Genomic DNA, 22,772 nt, shown 5'->3' on the forward strand with positions numbered 1-22,772 from the left:
TGGTACCGCTGGCCATCGCTGTTTAACGTCCGCGCCTCAGCTGGCTCCGGTGGAGCCGGCGGCGCCGCCCAGCAGCGGCCCCATGGCGCGCCAGCGGGCGATTTCACAGCCGTCCGTGCGGCTGAATTCGCTGTGCACCTCCCGGCCCCGGTAGCGCCCGGTGACCACGGCCACCTGCGGACCGCCGTACTGTTGCGTGCACAGCCGGGGCGGCCCCGGCTGGGGGAAGAAGATTTCCTCGCCGTGCTGCCCGAGGGCCTCGAGTGCTGCGGCGGGGTCCGGCAACGTGGATCCCTCGCCGACCGCGCCGCCGACGGCGAGCAGGCGGAAGCTGAACTCGGGGGCGCCGGGCGCCTCCGTCAGCCGGATGGTGAGGTCGACGTCGGGCTGGCTGTCCGGTCCGGCGGGGTCAGTCATGGGCGTCCTTCCGGGACTGTAGATTGAGGGGCCGCGGCGGTGCCGGCGGCGTCCAGCAGCGGCGTGAGCTGGTGCAGCAGCCGCCTGCGCAGCTCCTGCGAGGCGGTAGCGAATTCCCGCTGGTGCTCCACGTATTCGGCCTTGCCGTCCGGGGTCTCAATCCGGATCGCCGGGTACCCCCATTCGCTCAGCTCGTACGGGGAAGCGCGCATATCCATGGCACGGATCCGCCAGGACAGCTCAAAGCAGTCCATCACCAGCTCGCTGGGCAGCGCGGGGGCCAGCTTGTAGGCCCACTTGTACAGGTCCATGTTGGCGTGCAGGCAGCCGGGTTGTTCCATGGTCCGCTGGTTCTCCCGGCTCGGCGCCAGGGCGTTCAGCGGGACCGCATCCGGGGTGTAGAAGCGGAACGCATCAAAGTGCGAGCACCGGATCCTGTTGTCCTCGACCACCCGGTCCGTCCGCTCGGAACCGAGCCGCAGCTTCAGGTACTCGTGCCGCAGCTCAAACTTGTCCTGCCGGTAGACCATCGCCCACTCGTGCAGCCCGAAACAGCCGAACTGGGCTGGCCGCGCCGCTGTTCCGGCGAGGATGATGCCGGCAAACTGGAGGGCATCGCGCCGCTCGGTAACGAACCGTTCGACGTCGACCGTCACCGCGTCCGTTCCCGGCGCCAGCCCCGCGGCGGCGAGTTCACCGGCGTCGGGGACACGGTAGTACTTCCAACCGGAGCGCTCCGCTGCCGCAGGCCCGGACAGCACGACGCCGGCGCCCGGGTGCCAGCGCAGCAGCTGGCCGGGTTTCTGGGTGTAGTAGGTGAAGAGGAAGTCCTCCACGGGGTGTTTCTGGCCGGCCGACCGCCGGGCGAGGTAGGGGTCAGAGTAGGTCCGGACGCGTTGCTGGTGGTCGGCCTCTCGCGCCAGCCAGTCGTCCTGAGGGAGATGTTGCAGCTTAGGCTCCACCGCTGGATCCCAGAACATCCTTGGCGGCATTCCAGGCAGCGATCTCGCAGCCGTCGGTCCGGCTGAACTTCGATTCGACGGCTTTGCCGTCCACGGAGCCGGTGACGGTCGCCTGCTGCGGGCCGCCGTACTCCACCGGGGCCTGCTGAGTACATGCCCGGTCCTTGCTAACCGGAGCGGGTGTGAGGATAGTCGGATTATTCTTGATGGCCGTGCAGGCAGCCGCCGCTTTCGGGTGCTTGCTTTCCGCCGCCGGTACCCCGTTCCGGCAGACCAGGGTGTAATTGACGGCCTTCGCGCCCTGGCCGGACGTGATCATGATGGCCAGCTCGGCGTCGCCCTGCCCGGGGCCGGCGGAAGGAAACTCGGCCGACGGCGAGGGGGCCGGGATGGTGGTTTCAGCGTCGGCGGAGGGGGTGCTGCCCGGTGACGAGGCGGACGCCGAACCGGCGGACGACGCGCTCGGTGCGGGTCCGCCGCCCGGCGCGCACGCGGCCAGTCCGACGGCCGTCATCAGGATGAGCGCGGTGGGAATCAGGTTCTTGCGCATGGGCTCTTCTCCTCGGTCTCAGCCTCATTCTAGCGCCGCGGCGGGGTCCTCGGCCGGGCCGGAAGTACCCCTAAAGGGCGGTCCCGTTTCCCCGGCTGCCCGGGTGGCGGCGATCAGCCGCATCATGGCGGCATGCAGCTCGCCCACCTGCTCCCGGTCCAGGCCCAGCAGGGCCATCATGGTGCCGGGGACCGCCGTCGCCTGCTGCCGCAGCGCTGCGCCACGCGGGGTCAGCCGCACGGCGAGGCTGCGTTCGTTGCCCTCGGCCCGCTGCCGGGTGATGTAGCCCGCGGCTTCAAGCCGCCGCAGCAGCGGCGAAATCGTTGCGGGTTCCTGGGCGAGGGCGTCACTAATGTCGCGGACCGAGCGCGGGCTGGATTCCCACAGGCAGAGCATCACCAGGTATTGCGGGTGGGTGAGTCCCAGTTCGTCGAGGACCGGCTTGTAGGCACCCACCACGCTGCGGGAGGCGACGGTAAGGGCAAAGCACAGCTGGTGTTCGAGCAGGAGGTCTTCATCCACGGGGGCGGTGGGGGCGGATCCCGGGGTTCCGGTGGCATCGCTCAAGGGGGCCTCCTCTAGATAGTTAGTGCACTAATGATTAGCGTACACTGGGAGGACATCTGGTTCGAATAGGAGTGGGTAGCAATGGCGAAGGAAAACACCGCCCAGCGGTTCATGCGGGCAACCGGCAAGCTGCGGGCGGTTTTTGGCCCTGCCAGCCGCACCTCGCTGGGCCATGAAATGACCGAGCAGAACCGCCAGCTGCTGGCGCAGCGGGAGGCTGAGACCCAGCAATGGGAGACGCTCCACCGGCCTGACGGCAGCACCTACGTGGTGCCCCGCAACCCCGAGGACAAGTCCCTCCGCTAGGCCCGGTTGTCCCGGGTTGCCGTCGCGCCGCCGGCCGCCGCCTGACGCGGCCCGGCCCGCAGCACACCTTGTCCCGCCGCAGCCCGCCGCGCCGCCGCCTGACTTGGCAAGGCCCGGCCCGCCGCGCGCCTTTTGCCGCCGCCGCCCGCCGCGCCTTTTGCCGCCGTCGGGCGTAAAATAAGGGCACTGGCGCCGCCCGCGCCACCGCTGTTCCGCTTGGCCTTCCAGCAGGAGAGGGGGTGGGAAATATGGCACGTGCACTGAGGAAAGCTGCGCTGAGCCGGCATCTGCACCCGTCGTCCTGGGCCCGGTTCCTCTTTGGCCCCGCCTCGCGCGGAGATTACTCCGCACCGGTCGTGCACCGGCACGACGGCTTCGAGGCAGCCTCGGAAACCGACCTCGCCGGCTTCGAAGTGGAGACCGACGCTCACGGACACCGTTACGCCGTCCGGCGGGAGGACCTCCCGAAAGAGCAGGTCTGACCTCGTCCGGAAAAAGGACACAAAAAGGGGGCGGCAACTGCCGCTCCCCTTTGTGTCCGCCTGGGCGCTTCGTCGCCCGTGGAAGTCCTAGCGGCCGGTGCCGCCGTACACCGTGGCCTCGTCCTCGCTGTCCAGGTCAAAGGCCTTGTGGATGGCGCGCACGGCGTCGTCCAGCAGGTCGGCGTGCGTCACCACCGAGATGCGGATTTCCGAGGTGGAGATCATGTTGATGTTGATCCCCGCCTCGGAGAGAGCCGCGAAGAACCGTGCCGAGACGCCCGGGTGCGAACGCATGCCGGCACCGATCAGGGACAGCTTGCCGATCTGCTCGTTGTATTCGATGCTCTCAAAGCCGATCTCGGCCTGCGCGGCGCGGAGGGCGGCGAGGGCGTCGGCGCCCTCGACGATCGGCAGGGTGAAGGAGATGTCCGTCCGGCCGGTCCCGTGGGTGGAGACGTTTTGGACGATCATGTCGATGTTGGAGTGCGCGTCGGCGATGACCTGGAAGATCGCCGCGGCCTTGCCGGGGATGTCCGGAACGCCGACCACGGTGACTTTGGCTTCGGAACGGTCGTGTGCAACGCCGGAGATGATTGGCTGCTCCAAGGCAACTCCCTCTTGAATCGTGATCTTGTCATCGGCGCTGGGCAGGACCCAGGTGCCTTCGTTCTGGCTGAATGAGGACCGGACGTGCAGCGGCACGCCGAAACGGCGCGCGTACTCCACGCAGCGCAGGTGCAGGATCTTGGCGCCGGAAGCCGCGAGCTCCAGCATTTCCTCGCTGGAGATGCGGTCGATCTTCCGGGCGGACGGGACAACGCGCGGGTCCGCGGTGTAGATCCCGTCAACGTCGGTGAAGATCTCGCAGACGTCGGCGTCGAGGGCTGCGGCCAGCGCCACCGCCGTCGTATCCGAGCCGCCCCGGCCCAGGGTGGTGATCTCATTCGTGGTCCGGCTCATGCCCTGGAAGCCGGCAACAATCGCGATGTGCCCCTTGTCCAGGGCCGTGCGGATCCGGTGCGGGTCGACGTCGATGATCCGGGCCTTGCCGTGGATCCCGTCGGTGATCATGCCGGCCTGCGAGCCGGTGAAGGACTGGGCGGAGGCGCCGTACTTGTTTATGGCCATGGCGAGCAGGGCCATGGAGATGCGCTCACCGGCGGACAGGAGCATGTCCATTTCCCGGGCCGGGGCGGAGTCGGTGACCTGGGCGGCCAGGTCGAGGAGTTCGTCGGTGGTGTCGCCCATGGCGGAAACCACGACGACGACTTCGTCGCCGGCGTTGTGGGCGTCGACGACGCGCCGCGCAACCCGCTTGATACCTTCCGCGTCCGCCACGGAGGAACCGCCGAACTTCTTCACCACGAGGTGCTTGGTGGCGGCAGGGATGGCGGGCAGCTCCTGCGGCTGCGGTCCGGGGTGGACTTCGGTAGTGGGCAAACTCATGCGCGCACCCTCACTGGATCATCGGGGTTCTGGGCGAAGCTACTGGACGGCGCAGCCAAACGGCGCGACGGCGGCTTCTCCGCCAAGTTTATCGCCGCCGAGGGTCCGGAGTTGAATTGTGACCGATCGGCAGCCCGGCGGGAGGGGCCACGGCAACCCGGGATTGCGGACATGCCCGGCTCCCGGTGCCAGGAATGAGCATGCTCCACCGCTCCTGCGGACATGCCCGGCTCCCGGTGCCAGGAATGAGCATATTGCCACTATGTCCATTCCTGGCCGGCCCCGATGGGCATGTCCGATGCGCGTGACGCGGCGCAGGGGCCACACAGGTCACTTGGGTCACGCGGTCGTGGGGTTGGACGGGACAGGCGGGGTCACTCGGGCCGGTCGAGCCGGTAGCGCCAGGAGGGAAGGTTCTTCCCGGCGGTGTCTTCGGCGGCGGTGAAATAGTGGTCCTGCCGGAAGCCCAGGCCTTCGAGCAGCCTGCGCGAGGGCAGATTGGGTTCGTAGACGCCTGCAAAGACAGTCCGGCTGGCGCGGGCGGTAAACAACCACTGCACCAAGGCGCCGGCGGCTTCCCGGCCGAGTCCCAGCCCGTGGTGGTCCGGGTGCAGGATGTAGCCGAGGCTCGCTGCATGAGCCGGGATCCGGCCGGCCGCAGGGGGTGCATCGGAGTTCCAGGTCCGGGCGTCGCCGATCACCTCGCCGCTGGACTGGAGCTGGATGACCCAGCCGAAGTTGAACCATGCCGGGGTGGACGCAGCCGAGGCCGCAAGCACCTTCCGCACCCTGGCCGTGTTCTCCGCCGGGCTAAGCGGAGCGTGGGAGAGATACCGCACGGCTTCCGGGTCGCCGCGGAACGGGAGGACGGCGTCGTCGTCGTCGGCAGTCAACGGCCTCACGATCAGGCGTTCGGTGCGCAGGGGTGCGGGGGCGCCGCGGAGGGCCGTCATGGCCCTGTCAGCTCAGCGCGTTGCGGCGGCCTTCGAAGGCGCGGCCCAGCGTGACTTCGTCGGCATATTCGAGGTCCCCGCCAACGGGAAGGCCGGACGCCAGCCGGGTGACGGCGATGCCGATCGACTTGAGCATCCGGGCGAGGTAGGTGGCGGTGGCCTCGCCCTCGAGGTTGGGGTCCGTCGCGATGATGATTTCCTGGATGGCGCCGTCGTTGAGCCGGGTGAGCAGTTCCCGGATCCGGAGCTGTTCGGGGCCGATCCCGGCAATCGGGTTAATCGCGCCGCCCAGCACGTGGTACCGGCCGCGGAAGGAGCGGGTGCGCTCCACCGCGAGCACGTCCTTGGACTCCTCCACAACGCAGATCACGGACGGGTCGCGGCGGGGATCGCGGCAGATGTTGCATAGTTCCTGCTCGGTGACATTGCCGCAGACGGTGCAGAACTTGACCCGTTCCTTGACCGTGGTGATGGCCTCGACCAGGCGCTTCATGTCCTGCGGGTCGGCTTCGAGGATGTGGAAGGCGAGCCGCTGGGCGGACTTGGGCCCGACGCCGGGAAGGCGGCCGAGCTCGTCGATCAGCTCCTGAACTGCACCTTCGTACACAATTTCCTCGTTCGTTTGGGGGAGTGGCGGGCCGGGTGGCCGCCGGGAGGGCTAGAAGCGCGGCGCCAGCGGGCTTCCGTCCAGGGAGCGCTCTTCGAGCAGCTTCCCGCCCAGAATACGCTCGACGGCGGCGCGGCCGAAGACGCCCGATTCCTCGATCGTTTCATCGTCGGCGCTGGGAATGTCCTGTTCATAGCTGGTGGCGGCGACCGCGGCGCGCGCGGGTGCCTTGGCGCGTCCGGCCTCCGCTTCGGGGCTGTTGGACAGGCGCTGGTAGAGGCTCTGCCGTTCCGACGCCGGAGGCGCGCCGACGGGAGCCGTGGCCACGACCGGGGAGGCCGCGGCAGTGATCACCGCGGGCCCGGCGCCGGCCGGGACGAGCTGGGGTGAGGGTGCCCGGGTGTCCGGGGAGCCGGCGTTGCCGGGGCCGGGTCCGGCGTGGCCGGATCCGGCCGAGAAAGCACCGACCGGTTCGGGAATCTGGGCGGCGGCCGGTTCGTAGTGCGGTGGCTCCGGTTCCGGAACGCGCGGCGCCGGATTAGCCTCGGCCTCGGGCGCAGGGCGGCGCCCCACATTCAGTTCCGTGCCGACGGTCCAGACCCCGGGGGACTCCTCCACGGCGCGCGCCCAGGGGTCCTGGGACGAGTCCTGGGCGGGGCGGGCAGGTGCCTGCGCGGTGGCGGCCGGCCCGTTGTTGCCCGTGCGGGCGCGTGCCGGGGTGCGTGGGGCTGCCGGGGCGGCTGCGGGCGCAGGCCGGACAGCTGCCGGGGCTGAGGGATCCCAGTCCATCGGCGGCTCTTCCTCCAGCGGCGGCGCATCCTCGTCCCGTGGCGGGCCCCAGTCGTCGTCCGGGTAGGAGTAGGAGCCGCCGGGTTCGGACGCTGGTTCGCTGGCAGATCCGGCGGCGGGTCCGGCGGCCGGGCCGGTGTACGGCGGTGCCGCCGCCGGGGAGGCAGCGGGGCGGCCCGCCGGTTCCCGGTCAGGCTGAGGCGCTGGTGTTTCCGCCGTTGCGGGTGTGGGTGTGGCCGTTTCCGCTGGTGCGGGCGTGGCAGGGGCTGCGGCTGGGGCGGCCCCGGTCAGGTCCGCGGTGCTGCCCGCGCGGCTGGACGGGGATTCCTGCGCTGCTCCGGCCGCTGGGGCCAGGCCCCATGCGACGTCCGCCGAGGTGGCCGGGGCCTCCCGGCTAGCGGGCGCTTTTGGGTTTGGCTCAGAGCTCGCTGCGCTGTTGTTGCCGCCGGCTACGGCTGTGATCTGGCAGTCGATGCCGATCGTCTTATGGATCGCCTGGCGCAGGTTTTCGGCGTGGTCTGCCCGGCCAAAGGCGCCGGCAAGCCCGGCCGTGGTGAACGACAGTGTCAGGACCTGGCCCTCGAAGTGGCCGACCTGGGCGTTGGGTTCGACCAGCGCCCAGGTGCTCCGCTTGATCTTGGTCAGGGTCTGGAGGATCTCTGGCCAGGCGCGGCGCAGGACCTCGACGTCGGGTCCGGGCGCCGCGGCGGGTGCGGGAGCGGGCGTTGAGGCCGGCGCCGTTGCCGGTGTTGGCGCGGGGACATTGCCGGCCGGAGGCGCGGCCGGTGATGCCGGTTCGGTCGGAGCCGACGGAGCCGACGGGGACGGCTGGGACTGTTGGGCGGGTGCGGGTGCCGCGGCCGCTGCTGCGGTGTCTGCAGGTGCCTGCTCCGGGCGTGATGTCCCGGCGGGCTGGCTTTCCGGGGCGGACGTCGAGGGTGCGGGCGGGCGCGAGATCCCGTTCAGGGACGTGGGAGCTTCCACCGGCCAGTCCTGGGTGCTGACCCGGGGCGCCGTGAGTTGCGGCCGTTCCGGCTGTGCAGCCTGCGTGGCCGCTGCCCGGGCGGGGCTGGCCGACCGCACGTCGACGCCGGAGGGTGCGCTGTCTCCCGATGATCCGGCGGGGCGGCCGGCATCCGGGGCGGGGGCAGTCACCGGGCGGGCCGCCGGTACAGCGGGGGTCGGAGGAACGGCTGTCGGTGCCACAGCAGCTCCGGCGGCCGGCGCAGTGGCGGGTGTCCCGACGTCGTTCCCGGCGTAATTGAGGCGCCGCTCCACCCGGTCGATCCGGGCGGCGATGCCGCGTTCGGTCTGCTCGGAGCTCGGCAATAGGATGCGGGCGCACAGCAGTTCAAGGTGCAGCCGCGGGGAGGTGGCCCCGGTCATCTCGGTGAGCGCGGTGTTGGTGACGTCCGCGGCGCGGGAGAGTTCGGCGGCGCCGAGGTTGTGGGCCTGGTTCTGCATCCGCGCGATCTGGTCCGCCGGCATGCCGCGCAGGATCGATTGGGCGCTCTCCGGCATGGCCTGCACGATGATCAGGTCACGGAAACGCTCGAGCAGGTCCTCGACGAAGCGGCGGGGGTCGTGGCCGGTCTGGATGACGCGGTCCACGGCGCGGAACACGGTGGCGGCGTCGGAGGCAGCGACGGCCTCGACGACGTCGTCCAGCAGCGAGGCGTGGGTGTAGCCCAGCAGGGCCACGGCCAGTTCGTAGTTCAGTCCGTTGGGGCCGGCCCCGGCCATCAGCTGATCCAGCACGGAGAGCGAGTCGCGCACGGAGCCGCCGCCGGCGCGGATGACGAGCGAGAGCACGCCCGGCGCCACGGGCACGTTCTCCTGCTGGCAGAGCAGTTCCAGGTAGGCCATAAGGGGTTCCGGCGGGACGAGCCGGAAGGGGTAGTGGTGGGTGCGGGACCGGATAGTGCCGATCACCTTGTCCGGCTCCGTGGTGGCGAAGATGAACTTGATGTGTTCCGGAGGCTCTTCGACGATCTTGAGCAGCGCGTTGAAACCGGCCGACGTCACCATATGGGCTTCGTCAATGATGAAGATCTTGTAGCGGTCCCGGACCGGGGCGTAGGTGGCGCGTTCGCGCAGGTCACGGGCGTCGTCCACGCCGCCGTGGCTGGCCGCGTCGATCTCGATGACGTCGAGCGAACCGGCGCCGCCGCGGGCCAGTTCAACGCAGCTGGGGCAGACGCCGCAGGGGGTGTCCGTGGGGCCCTCGGCGCAGTTCAGGCAACGCGCCAGGATGCGGGCGGAGGTGGTTTTGCCGCAGCCTCGGGGGCCGGAAAAAAGGTAGGCATGGTTGACGCGGTTCTTCCGCAGGGCCGTCATCAGCGGCTCGGTGACGTGTTCCTGCCCGATAACGTCCGCGAACGAATCGGGACGGTATCTGCGGTAAAGAGCGGTAGTAACAGTCACAGCTAAACCCTACCAATCGGCACAGACATAAAAGACCCCCCATGCACCCGCCAGAGCCCATTTACCCTTGCTACCTTCCGGTCCTGGGGGAGTTCAACAGGATGACGCCACATGAGGGGCCGTCGACTACTTTACCCGACGATCGGGCGTGCCCCGAATCTGCCGGTTTCCCCGCGGGACATGCTCATTCTTCGGGCCCGGGAGTGGGCAGATTAGGACTATGTCCAGTGTTGGCCCTGGGCGCGGGGCATGTCCCGCGGCGGGTGGGGGTGCCGGGTGGGGGATTCAGGTCTGGTGCCGGTTTCCCCGCGGGACATGCTCATTCTTCGGGCCCGGGAGTGGGCAGATTAGGACTATGTCCAGTGTTGGCCCTGGGCGCGGGGCATGTCCCGCGGCGGGTGGGGGGGGCGGGGTGTCCTGTGGAAGGTGCGGGGTGGCCCGGTGGGTGCCGGGTGGGGGATTCGGCTGGTGCCGGTTTCCCCGCGGGACATGCTCATTCTTCGGGCCGGGGAGTGGGCAGATTGGGACTATGTCCAGTGTTGGGCCTGGGCGCGGGGCATGTCCCGCGGCGGCGGGTCCGAGGCTCAATTGGGCTTAGTCGTGAAGTTCAGGTAGTCTAGTATCTGCTTTTGATTCAAAAGCTACTGGAGAATTCGCCTAGCGGCCTATGGCGCACGCCTGGAACGCGTGTTGGGTTAACGCCCTCGGGGGTTCAAATCCCCCATTCTCCGCGTTTGGCCCCGGTCTTTTGGACCGGGGCCTTTTTGCATTCCGGGCCGGTGCCGCCCGCCCCGTCCAGCGCGGGTAGAGGGCCGACAGCTCCGCCGCCCGCGCAACTCCAGCCACCCGCAACCGCGCAGCCGCGAGTCCCCGTCCCGCAGCCGCCCGCGCAGCGCCAGCCACCCGAAGCCCCGCCACACTTAACCCGCGAACCCCAGGCGGCGGAGCCGTTCGCGGGCGGCCTGCTCGCTCGGGCCGACTTTGCCCAGGGCAAGGTGGACGACGCCGAGCGTGAGCTTCGTCGCCAGCTTCACCGGCAGCGGGACGGGGCCCAGCCGCGCTGTCCGCAGCCCCAGCATGTCCCGGTACTTAGGCTCGAGGCTGGCCACCGCGGCCGCGAAGAGTACCCGGTATCCGGGCTTGAGCGCCGGGTGGAGGGGTGGATCGCGGATGAAAGCCACCGTTTCGGCGACCTTCGGGCCCGAGCTGAGTTCGCCGTCGTCGTACCAGCGGTCAAGTTGCCGGCGCATTTCCGCCTCGCTCAGGGGCGGCGACTCCACCCCCATCAGGTTCCCTGCCTGCGCCCATTCGCGCACGTACGCATCCGGGCCGCCGGGAATCGGCCGGCCCCAGATCTTGTGCGTGGACAGGAACGCATCGGTGAAGGCGATGTGCACCCAGCGGAGCAGTTCCGGATCATTCGCCGAGTAGGGCCGGGCTACACCGTGGCCATCGATGTAGTCCCCGCGCACCGACTCGTGCAGCCGCAGGACCCAGCCGGACGCGGCGCGGGCCGCCCCGGTCGACCCGTAGGAGACCGTGAAAATCCAGCGGATCGTCCCGGCGAGCCGGCCCAGGGGATCTTCGCGGAAGCGTGAATGGTCGTGCACCCCGGCCAAAGCGCCCGGGTGCAGGGCCTGCATAAGCAGCGCACGGATGCCGGCGACAATTGTCGGCATGTCCCCGTGCACCGCCCAGACGGCGGAACCGGGGAGATGGAACCCGGCGTCCTCGCCCTCGGCGAGACGACCCACCCACTCCGGAACCGCGTCCCGGGTTCCGGTGAACGTTTGTTTGAGCTCGGCCTGCCACTCCCTGAGGACATTGCGCATACTCCTATTCTTACCCGGCCGGTCCGGGGCCGATACCTGTTTTCCGGGTGCGGCTACTGGGGCGCTCCGCGGCCCGCCGGGCGCTAGCCCCAAATCCCCGAAATCCGCCCCGAACCAAGGCATTCCGGAGGTTCCCAGACCCGGCGGAGTGTGTTCACATAGAGGTTGGGTCCGTTGGGACGGGGGCCTGGCGGACAGAATCGCGGGAGTCACATCGTGGGAAAACACTGGGGAAACTCAACGAGTGGGCAGTCCAAGACTTCACGGGCTGTTGCGCGCTCCCTGGCGGCGGCCTCTGGTGTGGCCCTCGCCTTGCTGGTTTTTGGGCCTCCGGCGCCTGCCGGCCCCTTGGCGCGGGAGGCAGCCCGGGCGGCGTCGCAGCCGGCGCTGGCCACCGGCTCTCCTGGACCAGCGTTGCTGGATCCCGGAACCAGCGCGTCCGCTGATCCGGCGGGCGCCGGGCGGGGCTCATCGGTGCTGACCGTCGACCGCCGGGCAATGGTGTCCTTTGCCCGGACCACGGTCCAGACCAGGTCCAAGGCCGGCAAGATCGAGCTCCGGGTGGCATCGGCAGGCCTGCAGCGGCCACCCAAGGGTTTCCTGATGGCTCCGCTCGAGTCGCTGACGGAGTCATCCCCGTTTGGCCTGCGCACCAGCCCGCTGACCGGAACCGCCGGCGAATTCCACTGGGGCCAGGATTTTGCCGCCCCGTGCGGGACCCGGGTGTATTCGGCCGACGCCGGTGTGGTGCGTGCGGTCGGATGGCACCCGTGGGGCGGCGGTAACCGGGTGGAAATCGACCACGGCAACGGTCTCATCACCACGTACAACCACCTCCAGGGCATCGCCGTGAAGAAGGGCGAGTCGGTGGGTGTGGACGAGGTCATCGCCCGGGTGGGCACGACCGGCTCGTCCACGGGCTGCCACCTTCACTTCGAGACGATCCTCAACGGCTCGCACGCCAACCCGTTGGACTGGAAATTCCTTCCAACACGGCAAGTGGACCGGCTCGACGACATCCAGATGGTCAGCTATGCCCCCGGCGCCGGCAAACAGGGTTCCGGCGGCGCGGGGAGCACTGGCGCGGACTGGGCGATTCCGGTGGCGGAGGACCACACCCACGCCGTCACCGGCGGGGTGCAGGAGACACCTGTGGCCGCGGTTCCGGACACCGCTGCGGCCAAGCCGACGCCGGCCGCCACAGAGATGCCGACGCCGACGCCGACGCCGACCTCGACAGTGAAGCCGGAGCCCACGGCGCCTTCCGCCACGGCGACCCCGACGCCGACCCCGACGCCGACTGCGACCCCGACGCCGACGCCGACCCCGACGCCGACGCCGACTGCGACCCCAACGGCGACTCCAACCCCGCCGTCCACCGCGCCGGCCCCGGCCGTGCCCCCCGCGCCGGCCCCGACGCCCACCACGGCGGTGACCGCTCCGGCGTCGGCCCCGGCCGCGCCCGCTCCGGCGCCTATCCTGACGGCAGCACCGCAGGAAACGGCGGCCACCAAGCCAGCGGACCCACTGGCGCCTGTCGCGTCCCCGACAAAATAGCCCGACGGTCCGGTGCGCCCCGGACCCATACCCGCGCCCTCCGGTGCCGAAGCACAGTTGAAAACTCTTCCTGCCACCGAGCCCGTGAGGAAACCGCCCCATGACGTCCCTGCATTCCATCCCGCTGACCCTTAACGACGGCACCGACACGGACTTTGGCCGGTTCCGGGGCCAGGTGGTCCTGGTGGTGAACGTGGCATCCCAGTGCGGGTTCACGCCGCAGTACGCCGGGCTGGAGGCCCTGCACAACAAGTTCCGGGAGGAGGGCTTCACCGTCCTGGGCGTTCCGTGCAACCAGTTCGCCGGGCAGGAGCCGGGCGCCGACGCGGAAATCGCGGAGTTCTGCGAACGCAACTTCGGCGTGACCTTCCCGCTGACCACCAAGGCAAACGTCCGCGGCAGGAACCAGCATCCGCTTTATGCGCAGTTGACCAAGTTCAAAAACGGCCTGCTGCCGGGGTTGGTGAAGTGGAACTTCGAGAAGTTCCTAGTGAACCGCGACGGCGAGATCGTGGCCCGCTTCGCGCCGACCGTCGAGCCGGACTCGCCGGAGGTCATCGAAGCCGTGCGGCAGGCGCTCGGCTGAGCCCAAGTCGGGCCTCCGCCGGCCGCCGCGCCGGGCCTCCGCCGGTCGACTCAGCGGGGCAACTGGCCGCCCCGGCCGGGCAGCGGGCCACGCAAGGGCACAAGGGGCCCTACCCCAAAGCCTGCTTCCGGCCTAGACTGGCGACACCCTCCGACATACCGGGCACACCCGCGGCGCAGACACGTCCGCCCGTCGGCAGCGCAGCCGACATAGGCCCTGTGGAGGGCGCATCAGAATGCTTCGTGAGTCACAACTGGGCACTCAACTTTGGGGGTCCGTGAAACCAGGAGGAAAGTGATGACAGGAAACAAAGCCGTTGCCTACAAAGGGCCAGGAAAAGTCGAACTGATCGACATTGACTATCCCACCTTCGAGCTCAAAGACGGCCCGGGGGTCAACCCCGCCAACGTGGGCCGCCCGGTGCGCCATGGCGTAATCCTCAAAACCGTTGCCACGAACATCTGCGGCTCGGACCAGCACATGGTCCGCGGGCGCACCACCGCCCCGGCAGACCTGGTGCTGGGCCACGAAATCACTGGCGAAGTCGTGGAGGTCGGCCCGGACGTCGAGTTCATCAAGGTGGGGGACATCTGTTCCGTCCCCTTCAACATCGCCTGTGGCCGCTGCCGGAACTGCAAGGAACGCAAGACCGGCATTTGCCTGAACGTCAACCCCGCCCGTCCGGGCGCAGCGTACGGGTACGTGGACATGGGCGGCTGGGTGGGAGGCCAGGCAAACTACGTCCTGGTCCCGTACGCGGACTGGAACCTGCTGAAGTTCCCCGACCGGGACCAGGCCCTTGAGAAGATCATGGACCTGACCATGCTGTCTGACATCTTCCCCACCGGCTTCCACGGCGCCGTCACTGCCGGCGTCGGCGTCGGCTCCACCGTCTACATCGCCGGGGCCGGACCCGTGGGCCTCGCTGCGGCCACGAGTGCGCAGCTGCTGGGCGCCGCCGTCGTGATTGTCGGTGACATGAACGAGGACCGGCTCAAGCAGGCGCGCAGCTTCGGCTGCGAGACCGTGGACCTCTCCCAGGGCGGACCGGCCGAGCAGATCGAGCAGATCCTAGGAATCCCCGAAGTCGACTGCGGCGTCGACGCCGTCGGCTTCGAAGCCAAGGGGCACGGCCACGACGCCAAGGAGGCTCCGGCGACGGTGCTCAATTCGCTGATGGAGCTCACGACCGCCGGCGGGGCCTTAGGCATTCCGGGCCTCTACGTCACGGGGGACCCGGGCGGCATCGACGAGGCCGCCAAGAAGGGTGCGCTCTCGCTGAGCTTGGGCACCGGCTGGGCCAAGTCGCTGAGCTTCACTACCGGGCAGTGCCCCGTGATGAAGTACAACCGCGGGCTCATGATGGCGATCCTGCACGACAAGGTCCAGATCGCGAAGAACGTCAACGCCAAGGCGATCTCGCTTGAGGACGCACCGAAGGGCTACGCCGAGTTCGACGCCGGTGCCGCCACGAAGTACGTGCTTAACCCGAACGGCTACCTCAGCTAGCCGCTACACAACCGAGTAGTCCACTCTCCGGCGGGCACATACCGGCATATACCCGAGCAGGTATGTGCCCGCCGGCTTACCCGATTATTGCCGTTTTTCAAACATGCCTACTGGAGTTTGCACATTGCCGGCCGAAAGTCTGGTTGGATAGATCTAACTGAGAGGGACGCTGGAGGCAAATGCCCCCACCCAACCAGGAAGGTTGCAATGGAGCTCATCGAGGCCGAGCACCCCCGGCCACGTCATTTCCTCCTCCACTTGAGCGATCCGCATTTGCTGGGCGGTACGGATCCCCTGCACGGTGTGGTGGACGGCGACTCCCGGCTCAGACAACTTTTCGATCAAGTCCGTGCCTCCGGCGCGCGACCCGAAGCCGTGATTTTCACCGGTGACCTGGCCGACCGCGGCGAGGCGGAGGCCTACGCGAAGCTCCGTGCCATCGTGGACCCCGCCTGCAAGGCGATGGGCGCCAAAGTCATTTGGGCGATGGGCAACCACGACGACCGGGCCAACTTCCGGACCGGGCTGCTGGACCAACCCGCCGACGACGCCCCGGTGGACCACAGCTACTTCATCAACGGTCTGCGGATCATCACGCTGGACACCTCGGTGCCCGGGTTCCACCATGGCGAACTTAGTCCGGCGCAGCTTGAGTGGCTCGCCGCGGAGCTTGCGACGCCGGCGCCGGACGGCACCATCCTGGCCCTGCACCACCCGCCGGTGCCGTCCGTGCTGGAGCTCGCCGTGCTGGTAGAGCTCCGTGGCCAGGCGGCGCTCGCCGGGGTCCTGAGGAACTCCGACGTCCGGACCATCCTGGGCGGCCACCTTCACTATTCCACGACGGCGATGTTCGCCGGCATCCCCGTCTCGGTAGCTTCGGCCACGTGTTACACCCAGGACCTGAACGTCCCCGTGGGCGGCAGCCGAGGGCGGGACAGCGGGCAGTCCTTCAACCTGGTCCACGTCTACGAGCACACGATCGTGCACTCCGTGGTGCAGGTCGGCGACACTTTGCCCGCGGTGGGCGAATTCGTCACGGCCGAAGAAGTCCGGCGGCGGATCGCCGCGGCCGGGATCCGGATTCCGCGGCAGGCGAGGCTCGAAGATCCGGCCCAGACCCCCGGCCACCGCCGGCTCACCACCCGGAACTAACGGGGACTAGCCGGGCGCTGCTCCTTCTCCCAGGGCGCCTTTATCGGGAAGTATTTCTCCAGGAAATCGGTCACCAGTTCGGCGCGCTCCTCGGCTTCCACCTCGGGGAAGCTGCCGTCGTTGAGGCAGAAGAAATCCATGTTCCGCTTGGACAGCAGCTTGGGCAGGTAGTTCAGGCCCGCGCGGGCGGTCGTATCCACGTACCGCACCTTGGCCGCGGTCTGGGTGACGGCCCGCCCGGTCAGCAGCGCGTAGTAGTGGTAGAACGAATTCGTCACGGAGATGTTGTCCGCCGCCCGGAACCTGCTGGCCGCCGTCTTGGCGAACTCGGCCGGGAATTCCTGCTCCATCTGGGCGACGACGCTGCGCCTGAGCGGAGCGGCGGTGTGTTCCAGGTGACGGGTGGTGATCCGTCCGAAGCGGTCCCAGAGCAGCTTGCGGTTGACCCGCGCCGCGTTCTCAAAGCCGCTGCGCTCGGCGTCGTTGTCTCCCAGGCCGATGCGCGTCTCCGCTTCAATGAACTTGGTGATCCCGCCCGGGGTGAAGAACATGTCCGGCCGGACAGCCCGGCCGAAGAACATGTCGTCATTGGAATACAGGAAGTGCTCGGAAAGTCCCTCGATGTGGTGGAGTTGGCATTCGACCGCCTGCGAATTGTGCGTCGGCAGCACCGAGGGGTCCGCGAAGAACTCCTCGCTGCGGACGATCGTTACGCCTGGGTGGTCCGCGAGCCACTCCGGGGCGGGGGAGTCGGTCGCGATGAAGATCCGGCGGATCCACGGCGCGAACATGTAAACCGAGCGCAGGGCGTACTTCAGCTCATTGATCTGGCGGAAGCGCGCCTCGTGGTCGTCCCCCTCACCCACAACGACGCCGGCCATCCGGGCGCGGCGGGCCGCGATGTACTCGGGCGAGCTGCCGTCCACCCAGGAGAAGACCAGGTCGACGTCGAAGCTGATGTCGCTGGCGTGGTCGGCGAACATGTTCTCGATGGTGGGCCAGGTGTGGCCGTAGCGTTCCACGGTGCCGCGGACGGCGTCCTGGGCCAGCAGAGTCCGGCGGGTCAGGGAATTTTCGATCGGCAGGATCAGCTCGTCGCCCTCGAAGCTCCAGAGCTCCAGCTGGACACCGGCCGAGGCGCCGAACTCCAGGCCGCCCTCCGGCTCCACCCGGGGCCGGTAGAGCCGGAAGATCCGGGCCTGGCGGTTGAGGGAAAGCTCCCCGTCGGCCACCAGCACGGAGGACTTCTTTTTGGCGTCCACGGTCATCGAGTAAAACGGCTCGTCCCGGCAGGCCTCCACCAGCGCGGCGCGGAGTTCCCGGCGGTTCTTCCAGTCCACGGCAATCACCGGACGGTCGTTGTTGCCGCGGACCAGGAGGTAGTCCAGGTTCGCCCCGGCCAGCACGGACCGCAGGAACAGCAGGTCCTCAACCATGGCCTGGTACGGCGTGCGGTTCTCATTGATCAGCGCATATCTGCCGTGCCGGCGCACCACGTCCGGGCGCGTCCGGAGCCTGGCGACGGCGGCCGGTGAGGTGACCTCCGCGTGGGCGTGGTTGTCCTCGGTTGCCTGGCTGCCGTAGTAAATCTCGTCCTGGATCAATGCGTCTGTAATGTCGATTCTCCGAGCTGGTGAAGGTGCAGGGTCTCTACTTGCATAATAACGCGGGGCGCAAAACCGCCCGGCGCGCCGGCTCTCAGCCGGCCAGAGCGTCCCGCCAGTGGCGCAGGAACGCCGCGCCGGCGTCGTCGTGGATGACCTCGTCGCCGAGGCCCAAATCGGCCGCGGTCAGGATCCCGTACGGCTTCACCGGAACGCCGTCGGCGGGACGGACGTCCACGTGCTTCACAGCGTGGTCGTTGTGGTGCAGCCAGTCGGCCATGGCGTAGTCCGTGCGCGAGTCGCCCACCGTCCGCCAGGCCTGCGGGGTGATCCCCTGGGCCGCCAGCAGTTCCACGGCCCGGCTCGCACCGAGGTCCTTGCCCAGCCGGACGGATTCGATGTCGGTGGAGATGATGGTGGGGTCCACGCGGTAGTCGATCCGGTCATCGCTGTTCGGGGCGTGATGGTCCAGCCGCACCACGCCGAGGCCGTGCCGGCGCATCAGATCCATGGCGTCGGCGTCGAACAGGGCCTGTTCCTCGCGGTACTCGGAATTGGCGACGGCGATGTGCTGCTCCACGGAGACCATGGCCCGCTTGGTCTCGTCATAGAACATATGGGCGGCGTAGTCCTCCGCCACGAGCCGCCGCACGTCGTCCCCGAAGACCTGCGGGATGGCGAGTTCCCGGTCCACGTGGACCGCGCCCGGCCCGGCTGCGGTGTAGCTGAACCACACGGCACCCTTCTCGCAGATGGCGTGGATGAGGATCCCGGCCGGCATCCCGGCGGCGATCATCGGCTCCATCACCTGCTCGCGGATAAAAGCATCGGAGCGGCCGGTGTTGAAGATGACCGGAATTCCGGCGGCCGCGAGGGCCAGCAGATCCGAGATGATTCCCGGCTGGACGGTGCGGGTGAGCGGACTCGCGACCGGACCGTCGACGTCGAGCAGCAGGGCCAATGGCGGGGCCGAAAGCGGCAGGGCGGAAGTCTCGGTTTCAGTCATGCGTCCATTCTCTCAGCAGGGCCGGAACTTCGCCTCCGGCGGCGGCCCCGTGACGTGCGGTGACCCGCCCTGGAAGGGCTGTGACAGCGGCGTTCAAGCCGGTGACACACCCGTGCACGGGAGTGACAAATGGTCACTGTTTGGCCACAACCTCCGGCGCCGTGGCCTCTGTGATTCCCCTGGCCAGGGATCTTCCCTAGGCTTGCATGGTGATCTTCAAAGCTGTGGGCGAGGGACGCCCGTACCCTGACCATGGTTTCAACACGCCCAAGGACTGGGCGGCGCTGCCGCCGCGCCCGGTCCGCCTGGACGAACTCGTGACCACCAAACGCACCCTGGACCTGGAAGCGCTGCTGGCCGAAGACTCGACGTTCTTCGGGGACCTCTTCCCGCACGTCGTGGAATTCCGCGGCGTTTTGTACCTGGAGGACGGCCTGCACCGGGCCGTCCGCACCGCGCTGCACCAGCGCACCGCGATCCACGCCCGCGTCCTGGTAATAAATGGCTAGACGGCCCAAGGACCCCACCGTCCTGCACGGGCACAATGTCATCACCGGCTCCGACCTGCGCGCCACCTTCGCAGAACGGGACGAACTGGAAAACCCGGCAAGGACGCGGCGGCGCATCCTGCACGGCATCGTCCTGGTGCTCCTGGTGGGGCTGGTCGCCGGAGCCATTGTGGTGGCGCTGGCGATCATGAACGGCCAGATCAAGATCCCGACGGCGGAGCGCAGCCAGGCCGCGGCGTCGTTGTGCCCGGATGCGACTTATAACTACACGCCGCACGGCAAGATCAAGGTGAACGTTTACAACTCCACAAGCCGGCCGGGGCTGGCCCGGACCGTCGCCAACGAATTCCTGGCCCGCAAGTTCGTGGTGGGCGCGGTGGGCAATACCGAATCCGGCTACCGCGGGGTGGCGCTGGTGGTGTCCGGGGCCGCCGGCCAGTCCGGAGCGTTCAGCGTCCAGCGCAACCTCCCCGGCTCCGACTACGTCCAGGACGGGCGCAAGGACGCGAGCGTGGACGTCATCCTGACCGGGGACTTCAAGGAACTGGCCAAGCCGGCGCTCGTGGACCAGACGCCGGGCAAGCTCAGCTGCCCGCGGGAGACCCGCCGGATCGTTGAGGACCCGGCCCTGCCCGTCGTGCCGACGATCGTCCCGGTGAGCCCCAAACCCTGAGCCGGCCGCCGCCGTTGGCCGGCGTTGGGCGTGCCGCGCTCGACGGCGCGGCTGACGCGGCTAGGCGCTGAGCCGGAGGGGACGGCCGTCGTCGTCGAACCGGGCACCGGCACCGAGTTGGATAAAGCGCACGGTCCGGGCGATCCGGGCCTCCGCTTCCGGGTCTGGGCCGGCCCCGTCGCCCCGCGCCGCGCTGGAGGAGAGCGTGCCGTGGATGAGCTGGGCGAGCTGGGAGATGTCCGCCTCCGGGAGGTAGCCCTGCGCCATGCCGTCGCGCAGGATGTCCTGCAGCAGCAGGCTGAGTTCTCCCACGTGGTCCGCCAGCTTGGCGAAGGATGCGGGGGACAGGACGGCGCCCATCGCGGGGCCCGGCGGGAGGTGGCGGCGGCTCAGGTCCGCCACCTGGGCGCGCACATAGAGCGCCAGCCGCTCCACGGGGTTCTCCAGTGACGCGAGGGAATCGCGCAGTTCGACGAGGAAACGCTCGGTCTCGTCCAGCGCGTAGGCAATGAGGAGCTCTTCGATGTCCGCGTAGTAGTTGTAGACGGCCGTACGGCCGATCCGGGCGTGCCGGGCGACGTCGGTCATGGTCAGGCCGGGCAGCCCGTGCGTGAAGAGCAATTCGCCGAAGGCGGTCAGGATGCGGCGCTGGGTCTCGGCTCGTTGGGCGGCGTTGCTCGCGGCCGAAATCCTGGGCATACGGACACTTTAGCGCGATCTGTCAGTAAAAAGGGCTGAAGCTTCGGCGTGCGCGCCCTTGCATGCGCTGATCCAGCCCCGCACGTGCCGGTGGTAGTCGGGGTCGGGCCGGCGCGCGTCGCGAGAAAATCACGCCCCGGAAACGCCCCCGAAACTTCGCCCGTGCATGCTGGTGGCAAACGGAGCCCCGACGGCGGGGCGCTGATGGGGAGGAGCTGAAAATGGGTGTCGAAGACACGGCAATCCGGACGTGCGGGGAACTGGCCGCCGGGGACGAGATCGAGGCGTGGCACAACGGCAAGCTGTTCCACCGCGGACGGGTCACGCAGACCATCCCGCTGATGGAACTGTTCTGGATCCTGGACGCCCGGACCGGCGCCCGGAAACTGCTCGACGTCGAGGCGCTGGAGATCGTCCGGTGCGCCCCGGCTGCGGGGCTGGGGTCCGGTCTTACCGCAGCACTGGCCCAGCCCGCCTGAAGCGCGAACGTACACTTGAGGCCCCGCGCCGCCTGGCACCTGGGGCGCGAACGTACACTTGAGGCCCCGCGCCGGCGGTTTATTGGGGCCGCAAGTGTACGTTCGCGCAGGAGTGGGAGGCGTCCGCGCAGGAGTGGGAGGCGTCCGCCTTGGGGAGTTGCCTCAGATGGGGCACCCGTCCGGGCCGCAGGCGGCACCGTCCGGACCGGACGTGCCGGCGTCGACCATGACCAGCGGGTGGCTTTCCTGCCAGGCCTGTTCGAGGGCTGCGGTGAAGGTTTCCGCAGGCTGGGCGCCCGAGAGGCCGTATTTGCGGTCGATGACGAAGAACGGCACGCCCCTGACGCCCAGAGCGCGGGCCTCCGCGAAGTCCTGCCGGACGGCGTCGGCGTATTTGTCCGTGCTGAACAGTTCTTCCAGCTCGCCGGCGTCGATCCCTAGCTCCAGGCCCAGCGAGGTGAGGTATTCGCGGCTGCCGATATCGCGGCCGTGCTCGAAGTGGTCGCTGAGCAGCCGTTCCTTGGCGGCATCCTGCTTTCCGTGCGCGGCGGCGAGGTGGATCAGGCGGTGGGCCGTGAAACTGTTGGCCACCACGACGTCGTCGAACCGGTAGTTGAGCCCCTCGGCGCTGGCCTGCGCTGCCACGTGCTCGAACATCCCGCTGACCTGGTCCGGCGCCATGCCCTTGCGGGTGCTCAGGTAGTCCAACTCGGTGCCGTCGTAGTGCTCCGGCAGGGAGGGGTCCAGCTGGAAGCTGCGCCACTGCACCTCCACGGCGTCGCGGTGAGGGAACGCCGCGAGGGCGGTTTCAAAACGGCGCTTGCCGATGTAGCACCAGGGGCAGGCCACGTCGGACCAGATCTCAATCTTCATGCTGGCGACAACCGCGCCGGACCCGGGCCCATTCCCGCCGGCCCGCCATCTCACAAAGCGCGAACGGACACTTGCGGCCCTGGAACCGCGGATTTCTTGGGCCCCAAGTGTACGTTCGCGCTGGCCGGCTGGCTGGCGGGGGAGGGTGTGCGGTCAGGGGGCGAGCGGGCGCTCCATGACGAAGTCGTGCTCCACGGTCTTCCCCAGCCTAAACGACTTCGTACCGACTTTCCGGAAGCCGGACTTCTCGTAGAACCTGATGGCACGGGCGTTCTGGCTGTTCACGCCGAGCCAGAGGCCGCGGGCGCCTGTTCCGGCCGCCGCGGCGATGCTGGCCCGCATTAGCTCGGCCGCCGCGCCGAGGCCGTGGTGGTCCGGATGGACGTAGCACTTGCTCAGCTCCGTGCTCGGCGCGGCGTCCAGGACGCCGGCCACGTCAGGATCCTCCGTGCGCCGGTCCAGTAGCAGGCTGTAGCCGCGGAGCGTCCCGCCCGCGTCGATCACGAGCACCGTGACATCCGGATCGGCGAGGTACTCCCGGAAGTTGGCTTCGCTCAGCGTATTCGCCAGGTGCGCGGCGATATCCTCGGGGCGGGATTCCGGCGGGCAGGCGAGTGGAAAGGTGATGGCGGCCAGTTCGGCCAGCGGGCCGGCGTCGTCGGCGGTGGCCTTCCGGATCACGTGCGTCATGCCAAAAACCCTAGTCTGCGGACCGCGCGGGGTGACCTTCGTGAAGCTGCGGCCGTCATCTTCCGGCGGGTGCGGCGTGCCCCGCGGCGGCCGCGTGATA

General features: G+C 68.9%; 23 protein-coding genes, 1 tRNA gene and 1 other RNA gene. 10 read left to right on the forward strand and 15 right to left on the reverse strand.

The genetic code is table 11. The features are described 5' to 3' along the window. Positions 1–36: 36 nt before the first annotated feature. From ABIN76_RS05040 to ABIN76_RS05055, 4 genes are read right to left on the reverse strand one after another with little or no spacing between them, the layout of a single operon-like run. Complete coding sequence (locus tag ABIN76_RS05040; protein WP_346958618.1) at positions 37–417, reverse strand: serine protease inhibitor; 381 nt, start codon at positions 415–417, stop codon at positions 37–39. After that, positions 414–1,397 (reverse strand): 3-methyladenine DNA glycosylase, encoded by a 984-nt coding sequence (locus ABIN76_RS05045; RefSeq protein WP_346958619.1) that lies wholly within the window; start codon positions 1,395–1,397, stop codon positions 414–416. Before ABIN76_RS05045 ends, ABIN76_RS05040 begins: the two co-directional genes overlap by 4 nt. Continuing rightward, the gene (locus ABIN76_RS05050; RefSeq protein ID WP_346958620.1) at positions 1,369–1,929 is read right to left on the reverse strand and encodes a serine protease inhibitor; all 561 of its coding nucleotides are present in this window, start codon (positions 1,927–1,929) and stop codon (positions 1,369–1,371) included. The genes ABIN76_RS05045 and ABIN76_RS05050 overlap by 29 nt, the downstream gene beginning before the upstream one ends. A gap of 24 nt (positions 1,930–1,953) precedes the next feature. Next, a complete protein-coding gene (locus ABIN76_RS05055) occupies positions 1,954–2,496 on the reverse strand; it encodes a MarR family transcriptional regulator (protein WP_346958621.1) in 543 nt (180 codons plus the stop codon). Between the two features lie 81 nt (positions 2,497–2,577). Here ABIN76_RS05055 and ABIN76_RS05060 point away from each other — a divergent pair, with 81 nt between their 5' ends. Both ABIN76_RS05060 and ABIN76_RS05065 read left to right on the forward strand, forming a co-directional pair. Beyond that, a complete protein-coding gene (locus tag ABIN76_RS05060) occupies positions 2,578–2,802 on the forward strand; it encodes a hypothetical protein (protein ID WP_346958622.1) in 225 nt (74 codons plus the stop codon). Between the two features lie 248 nt (positions 2,803–3,050). Next, a complete protein-coding gene (locus ABIN76_RS05065) occupies positions 3,051–3,284 on the forward strand; it encodes a hypothetical protein (protein ID WP_346958623.1) in 234 nt (77 codons plus the stop codon). 87 nt (positions 3,285–3,371) lie between these two features. Here ABIN76_RS05065 and ABIN76_RS05070 read toward each other — a convergent pair whose 3' ends face one another. From ABIN76_RS05070 to ffs, 5 genes are all read right to left on the reverse strand, one after another. Next, positions 3,372–4,730 carry an aspartate kinase gene (locus tag ABIN76_RS05070; protein ID WP_346958624.1) on the reverse strand — a complete coding sequence of 453 codons (1,359 nt, stop codon included), beginning with the start codon at positions 4,728–4,730 and terminating at the stop codon, positions 3,372–3,374. A 374-nt stretch (positions 4,731–5,104) separates the two neighbouring features. After that, complete coding sequence (locus ABIN76_RS05075; protein ID WP_346958625.1) at positions 5,105–5,683, reverse strand: GNAT family N-acetyltransferase; 579 nt, start codon at positions 5,681–5,683, stop codon at positions 5,105–5,107. 7 nt (positions 5,684–5,690) lie between these two features. Then, the gene (gene recR, locus ABIN76_RS05080) at positions 5,691–6,290 is read right to left on the reverse strand and encodes a recombination mediator RecR (RefSeq protein WP_146335883.1); all 600 of its coding nucleotides are present in this window, start codon (positions 6,288–6,290) and stop codon (positions 5,691–5,693) included. A 51-nt stretch (positions 6,291–6,341) separates the two neighbouring features. Continuing rightward, entirely contained in the window at positions 6,342–9,503 is a 3,162-nt protein-coding gene (locus tag ABIN76_RS05085; RefSeq protein WP_346958626.1) for a DNA polymerase III subunit gamma and tau, read from the reverse strand. 27 nt (positions 9,504–9,530) lie between these two features. Beyond that, positions 9,531–9,627: signal recognition particle sRNA small type (ffs, locus tag ABIN76_RS05090), an RNA gene on the reverse strand. 522 nt (positions 9,628–10,149) lie between these two features. On the opposite strand from ffs, the gene ABIN76_RS05095 reads away from it, so the two are divergent. After that, a tRNA-Ser gene (locus ABIN76_RS05095) sits at positions 10,150–10,234 on the forward strand. Between the two features lie 189 nt (positions 10,235–10,423). On the opposite strand, the gene ABIN76_RS05100 is transcribed toward ABIN76_RS05095, so the two are convergent. Then, a complete protein-coding gene (locus tag ABIN76_RS05100) occupies positions 10,424–11,335 on the reverse strand; it encodes an oxygenase MpaB family protein (protein WP_346958627.1) in 912 nt (303 codons plus the stop codon). A gap of 474 nt (positions 11,336–11,809) precedes the next feature. On the opposite strand from ABIN76_RS05100, the gene ABIN76_RS05105 reads away from it, so the two are divergent. The 4 genes from ABIN76_RS05105 (at position 11,810) to ABIN76_RS05120 (ending at position 16,139) form a co-directional block, all read left to right on the forward strand. Then, positions 11,810–12,892 carry a M23 family metallopeptidase gene (locus ABIN76_RS05105; RefSeq protein WP_346958628.1) on the forward strand — a complete coding sequence of 361 codons (1,083 nt, stop codon included), beginning with the start codon at positions 11,810–11,812 and terminating at the stop codon, positions 12,890–12,892. A gap of 100 nt (positions 12,893–12,992) precedes the next feature. Continuing rightward, a complete protein-coding gene (locus ABIN76_RS05110) occupies positions 12,993–13,478 on the forward strand; it encodes a glutathione peroxidase (RefSeq protein ID WP_346958629.1) in 486 nt (161 codons plus the stop codon). A 297-nt stretch (positions 13,479–13,775) separates the two neighbouring features. Then, complete coding sequence (fdhA, locus tag ABIN76_RS05115; protein ID WP_346958630.1) at positions 13,776–14,987, forward strand: formaldehyde dehydrogenase, glutathione-independent; 1,212 nt, start codon at positions 13,776–13,778, stop codon at positions 14,985–14,987. A 207-nt stretch (positions 14,988–15,194) separates the two neighbouring features. After that, a complete protein-coding gene (locus tag ABIN76_RS05120; protein ID WP_346958631.1) occupies positions 15,195–16,139 on the forward strand; it encodes a phosphodiesterase in 945 nt (314 codons plus the stop codon). On the opposite strand, the gene ABIN76_RS05125 is transcribed toward ABIN76_RS05120, so the two are convergent. Next, positions 16,136–17,575 carry a stealth family protein gene (locus tag ABIN76_RS05125; RefSeq protein WP_346958659.1) on the reverse strand — a complete coding sequence of 480 codons (1,440 nt, stop codon included), beginning with the start codon at positions 17,573–17,575 and terminating at the stop codon, positions 16,136–16,138. The two genes, ABIN76_RS05120 and ABIN76_RS05125, sit on opposite strands and share 4 nt — an antisense overlap. Positions 17,576–17,837: 262 nt before the next feature. Further along, complete coding sequence (locus ABIN76_RS05130; protein ID WP_346958632.1) at positions 17,838–18,749, reverse strand: hypothetical protein; 912 nt, start codon at positions 18,747–18,749, stop codon at positions 17,838–17,840. A gap of 209 nt (positions 18,750–18,958) precedes the next feature. Here ABIN76_RS05130 and ABIN76_RS05135 point away from each other — a divergent pair, with 209 nt between their 5' ends. Beyond that, positions 18,959–19,258: a type II toxin-antitoxin system VapB family antitoxin gene (locus ABIN76_RS05135; RefSeq protein WP_175322235.1), complete on the forward strand. Its 300-nt coding sequence runs from the start codon at positions 18,959–18,961 to the stop codon at positions 19,256–19,258. After that, positions 19,251–19,931, forward strand: a complete 681-nt coding sequence (locus ABIN76_RS05140) for a LytR C-terminal domain-containing protein (RefSeq protein ID WP_346958633.1) — start codon at positions 19,251–19,253, stop codon at positions 19,929–19,931. Before ABIN76_RS05135 ends, ABIN76_RS05140 begins: the two co-directional genes overlap by 8 nt. 60 nt (positions 19,932–19,991) lie before the next feature. On the opposite strand, the gene ABIN76_RS05145 is transcribed toward ABIN76_RS05140, so the two are convergent. After that, entirely contained in the window at positions 19,992–20,630 is a 639-nt protein-coding gene (locus tag ABIN76_RS05145; protein WP_346958634.1) for a TetR/AcrR family transcriptional regulator, read from the reverse strand. Between the two features lie 221 nt (positions 20,631–20,851). Between ABIN76_RS05145 and ABIN76_RS05150 the strand changes: the two genes are divergently transcribed. Next, entirely contained in the window at positions 20,852–21,109 is a 258-nt protein-coding gene (locus tag ABIN76_RS05150) for a hypothetical protein (RefSeq protein WP_346958635.1), read from the forward strand. Between the two features lie 162 nt (positions 21,110–21,271). Here ABIN76_RS05150 and ABIN76_RS05155 read toward each other — a convergent pair whose 3' ends face one another. Together ABIN76_RS05155 and ABIN76_RS05160 are read right to left on the reverse strand one after the other, a co-directional pair. Beyond that, positions 21,272–21,982: a DsbA family oxidoreductase gene (locus ABIN76_RS05155; RefSeq protein WP_346958636.1), complete on the reverse strand. Its 711-nt coding sequence runs from the start codon at positions 21,980–21,982 to the stop codon at positions 21,272–21,274. A gap of 153 nt (positions 21,983–22,135) precedes the next feature. Continuing rightward, positions 22,136–22,672 (reverse strand): GNAT family N-acetyltransferase, encoded by a 537-nt coding sequence (locus ABIN76_RS05160; protein WP_346958637.1) that lies wholly within the window; start codon positions 22,670–22,672, stop codon positions 22,136–22,138. Positions 22,673–22,772: the final 100 nt, after the last annotated feature.

It is taken from the genome of uncultured Arthrobacter sp. (genome assembly GCF_964021775.1).
Taxonomy (GTDB): Bacteria; Actinomycetota; Actinomycetes; order Actinomycetales; family Micrococcaceae; genus Arthrobacter.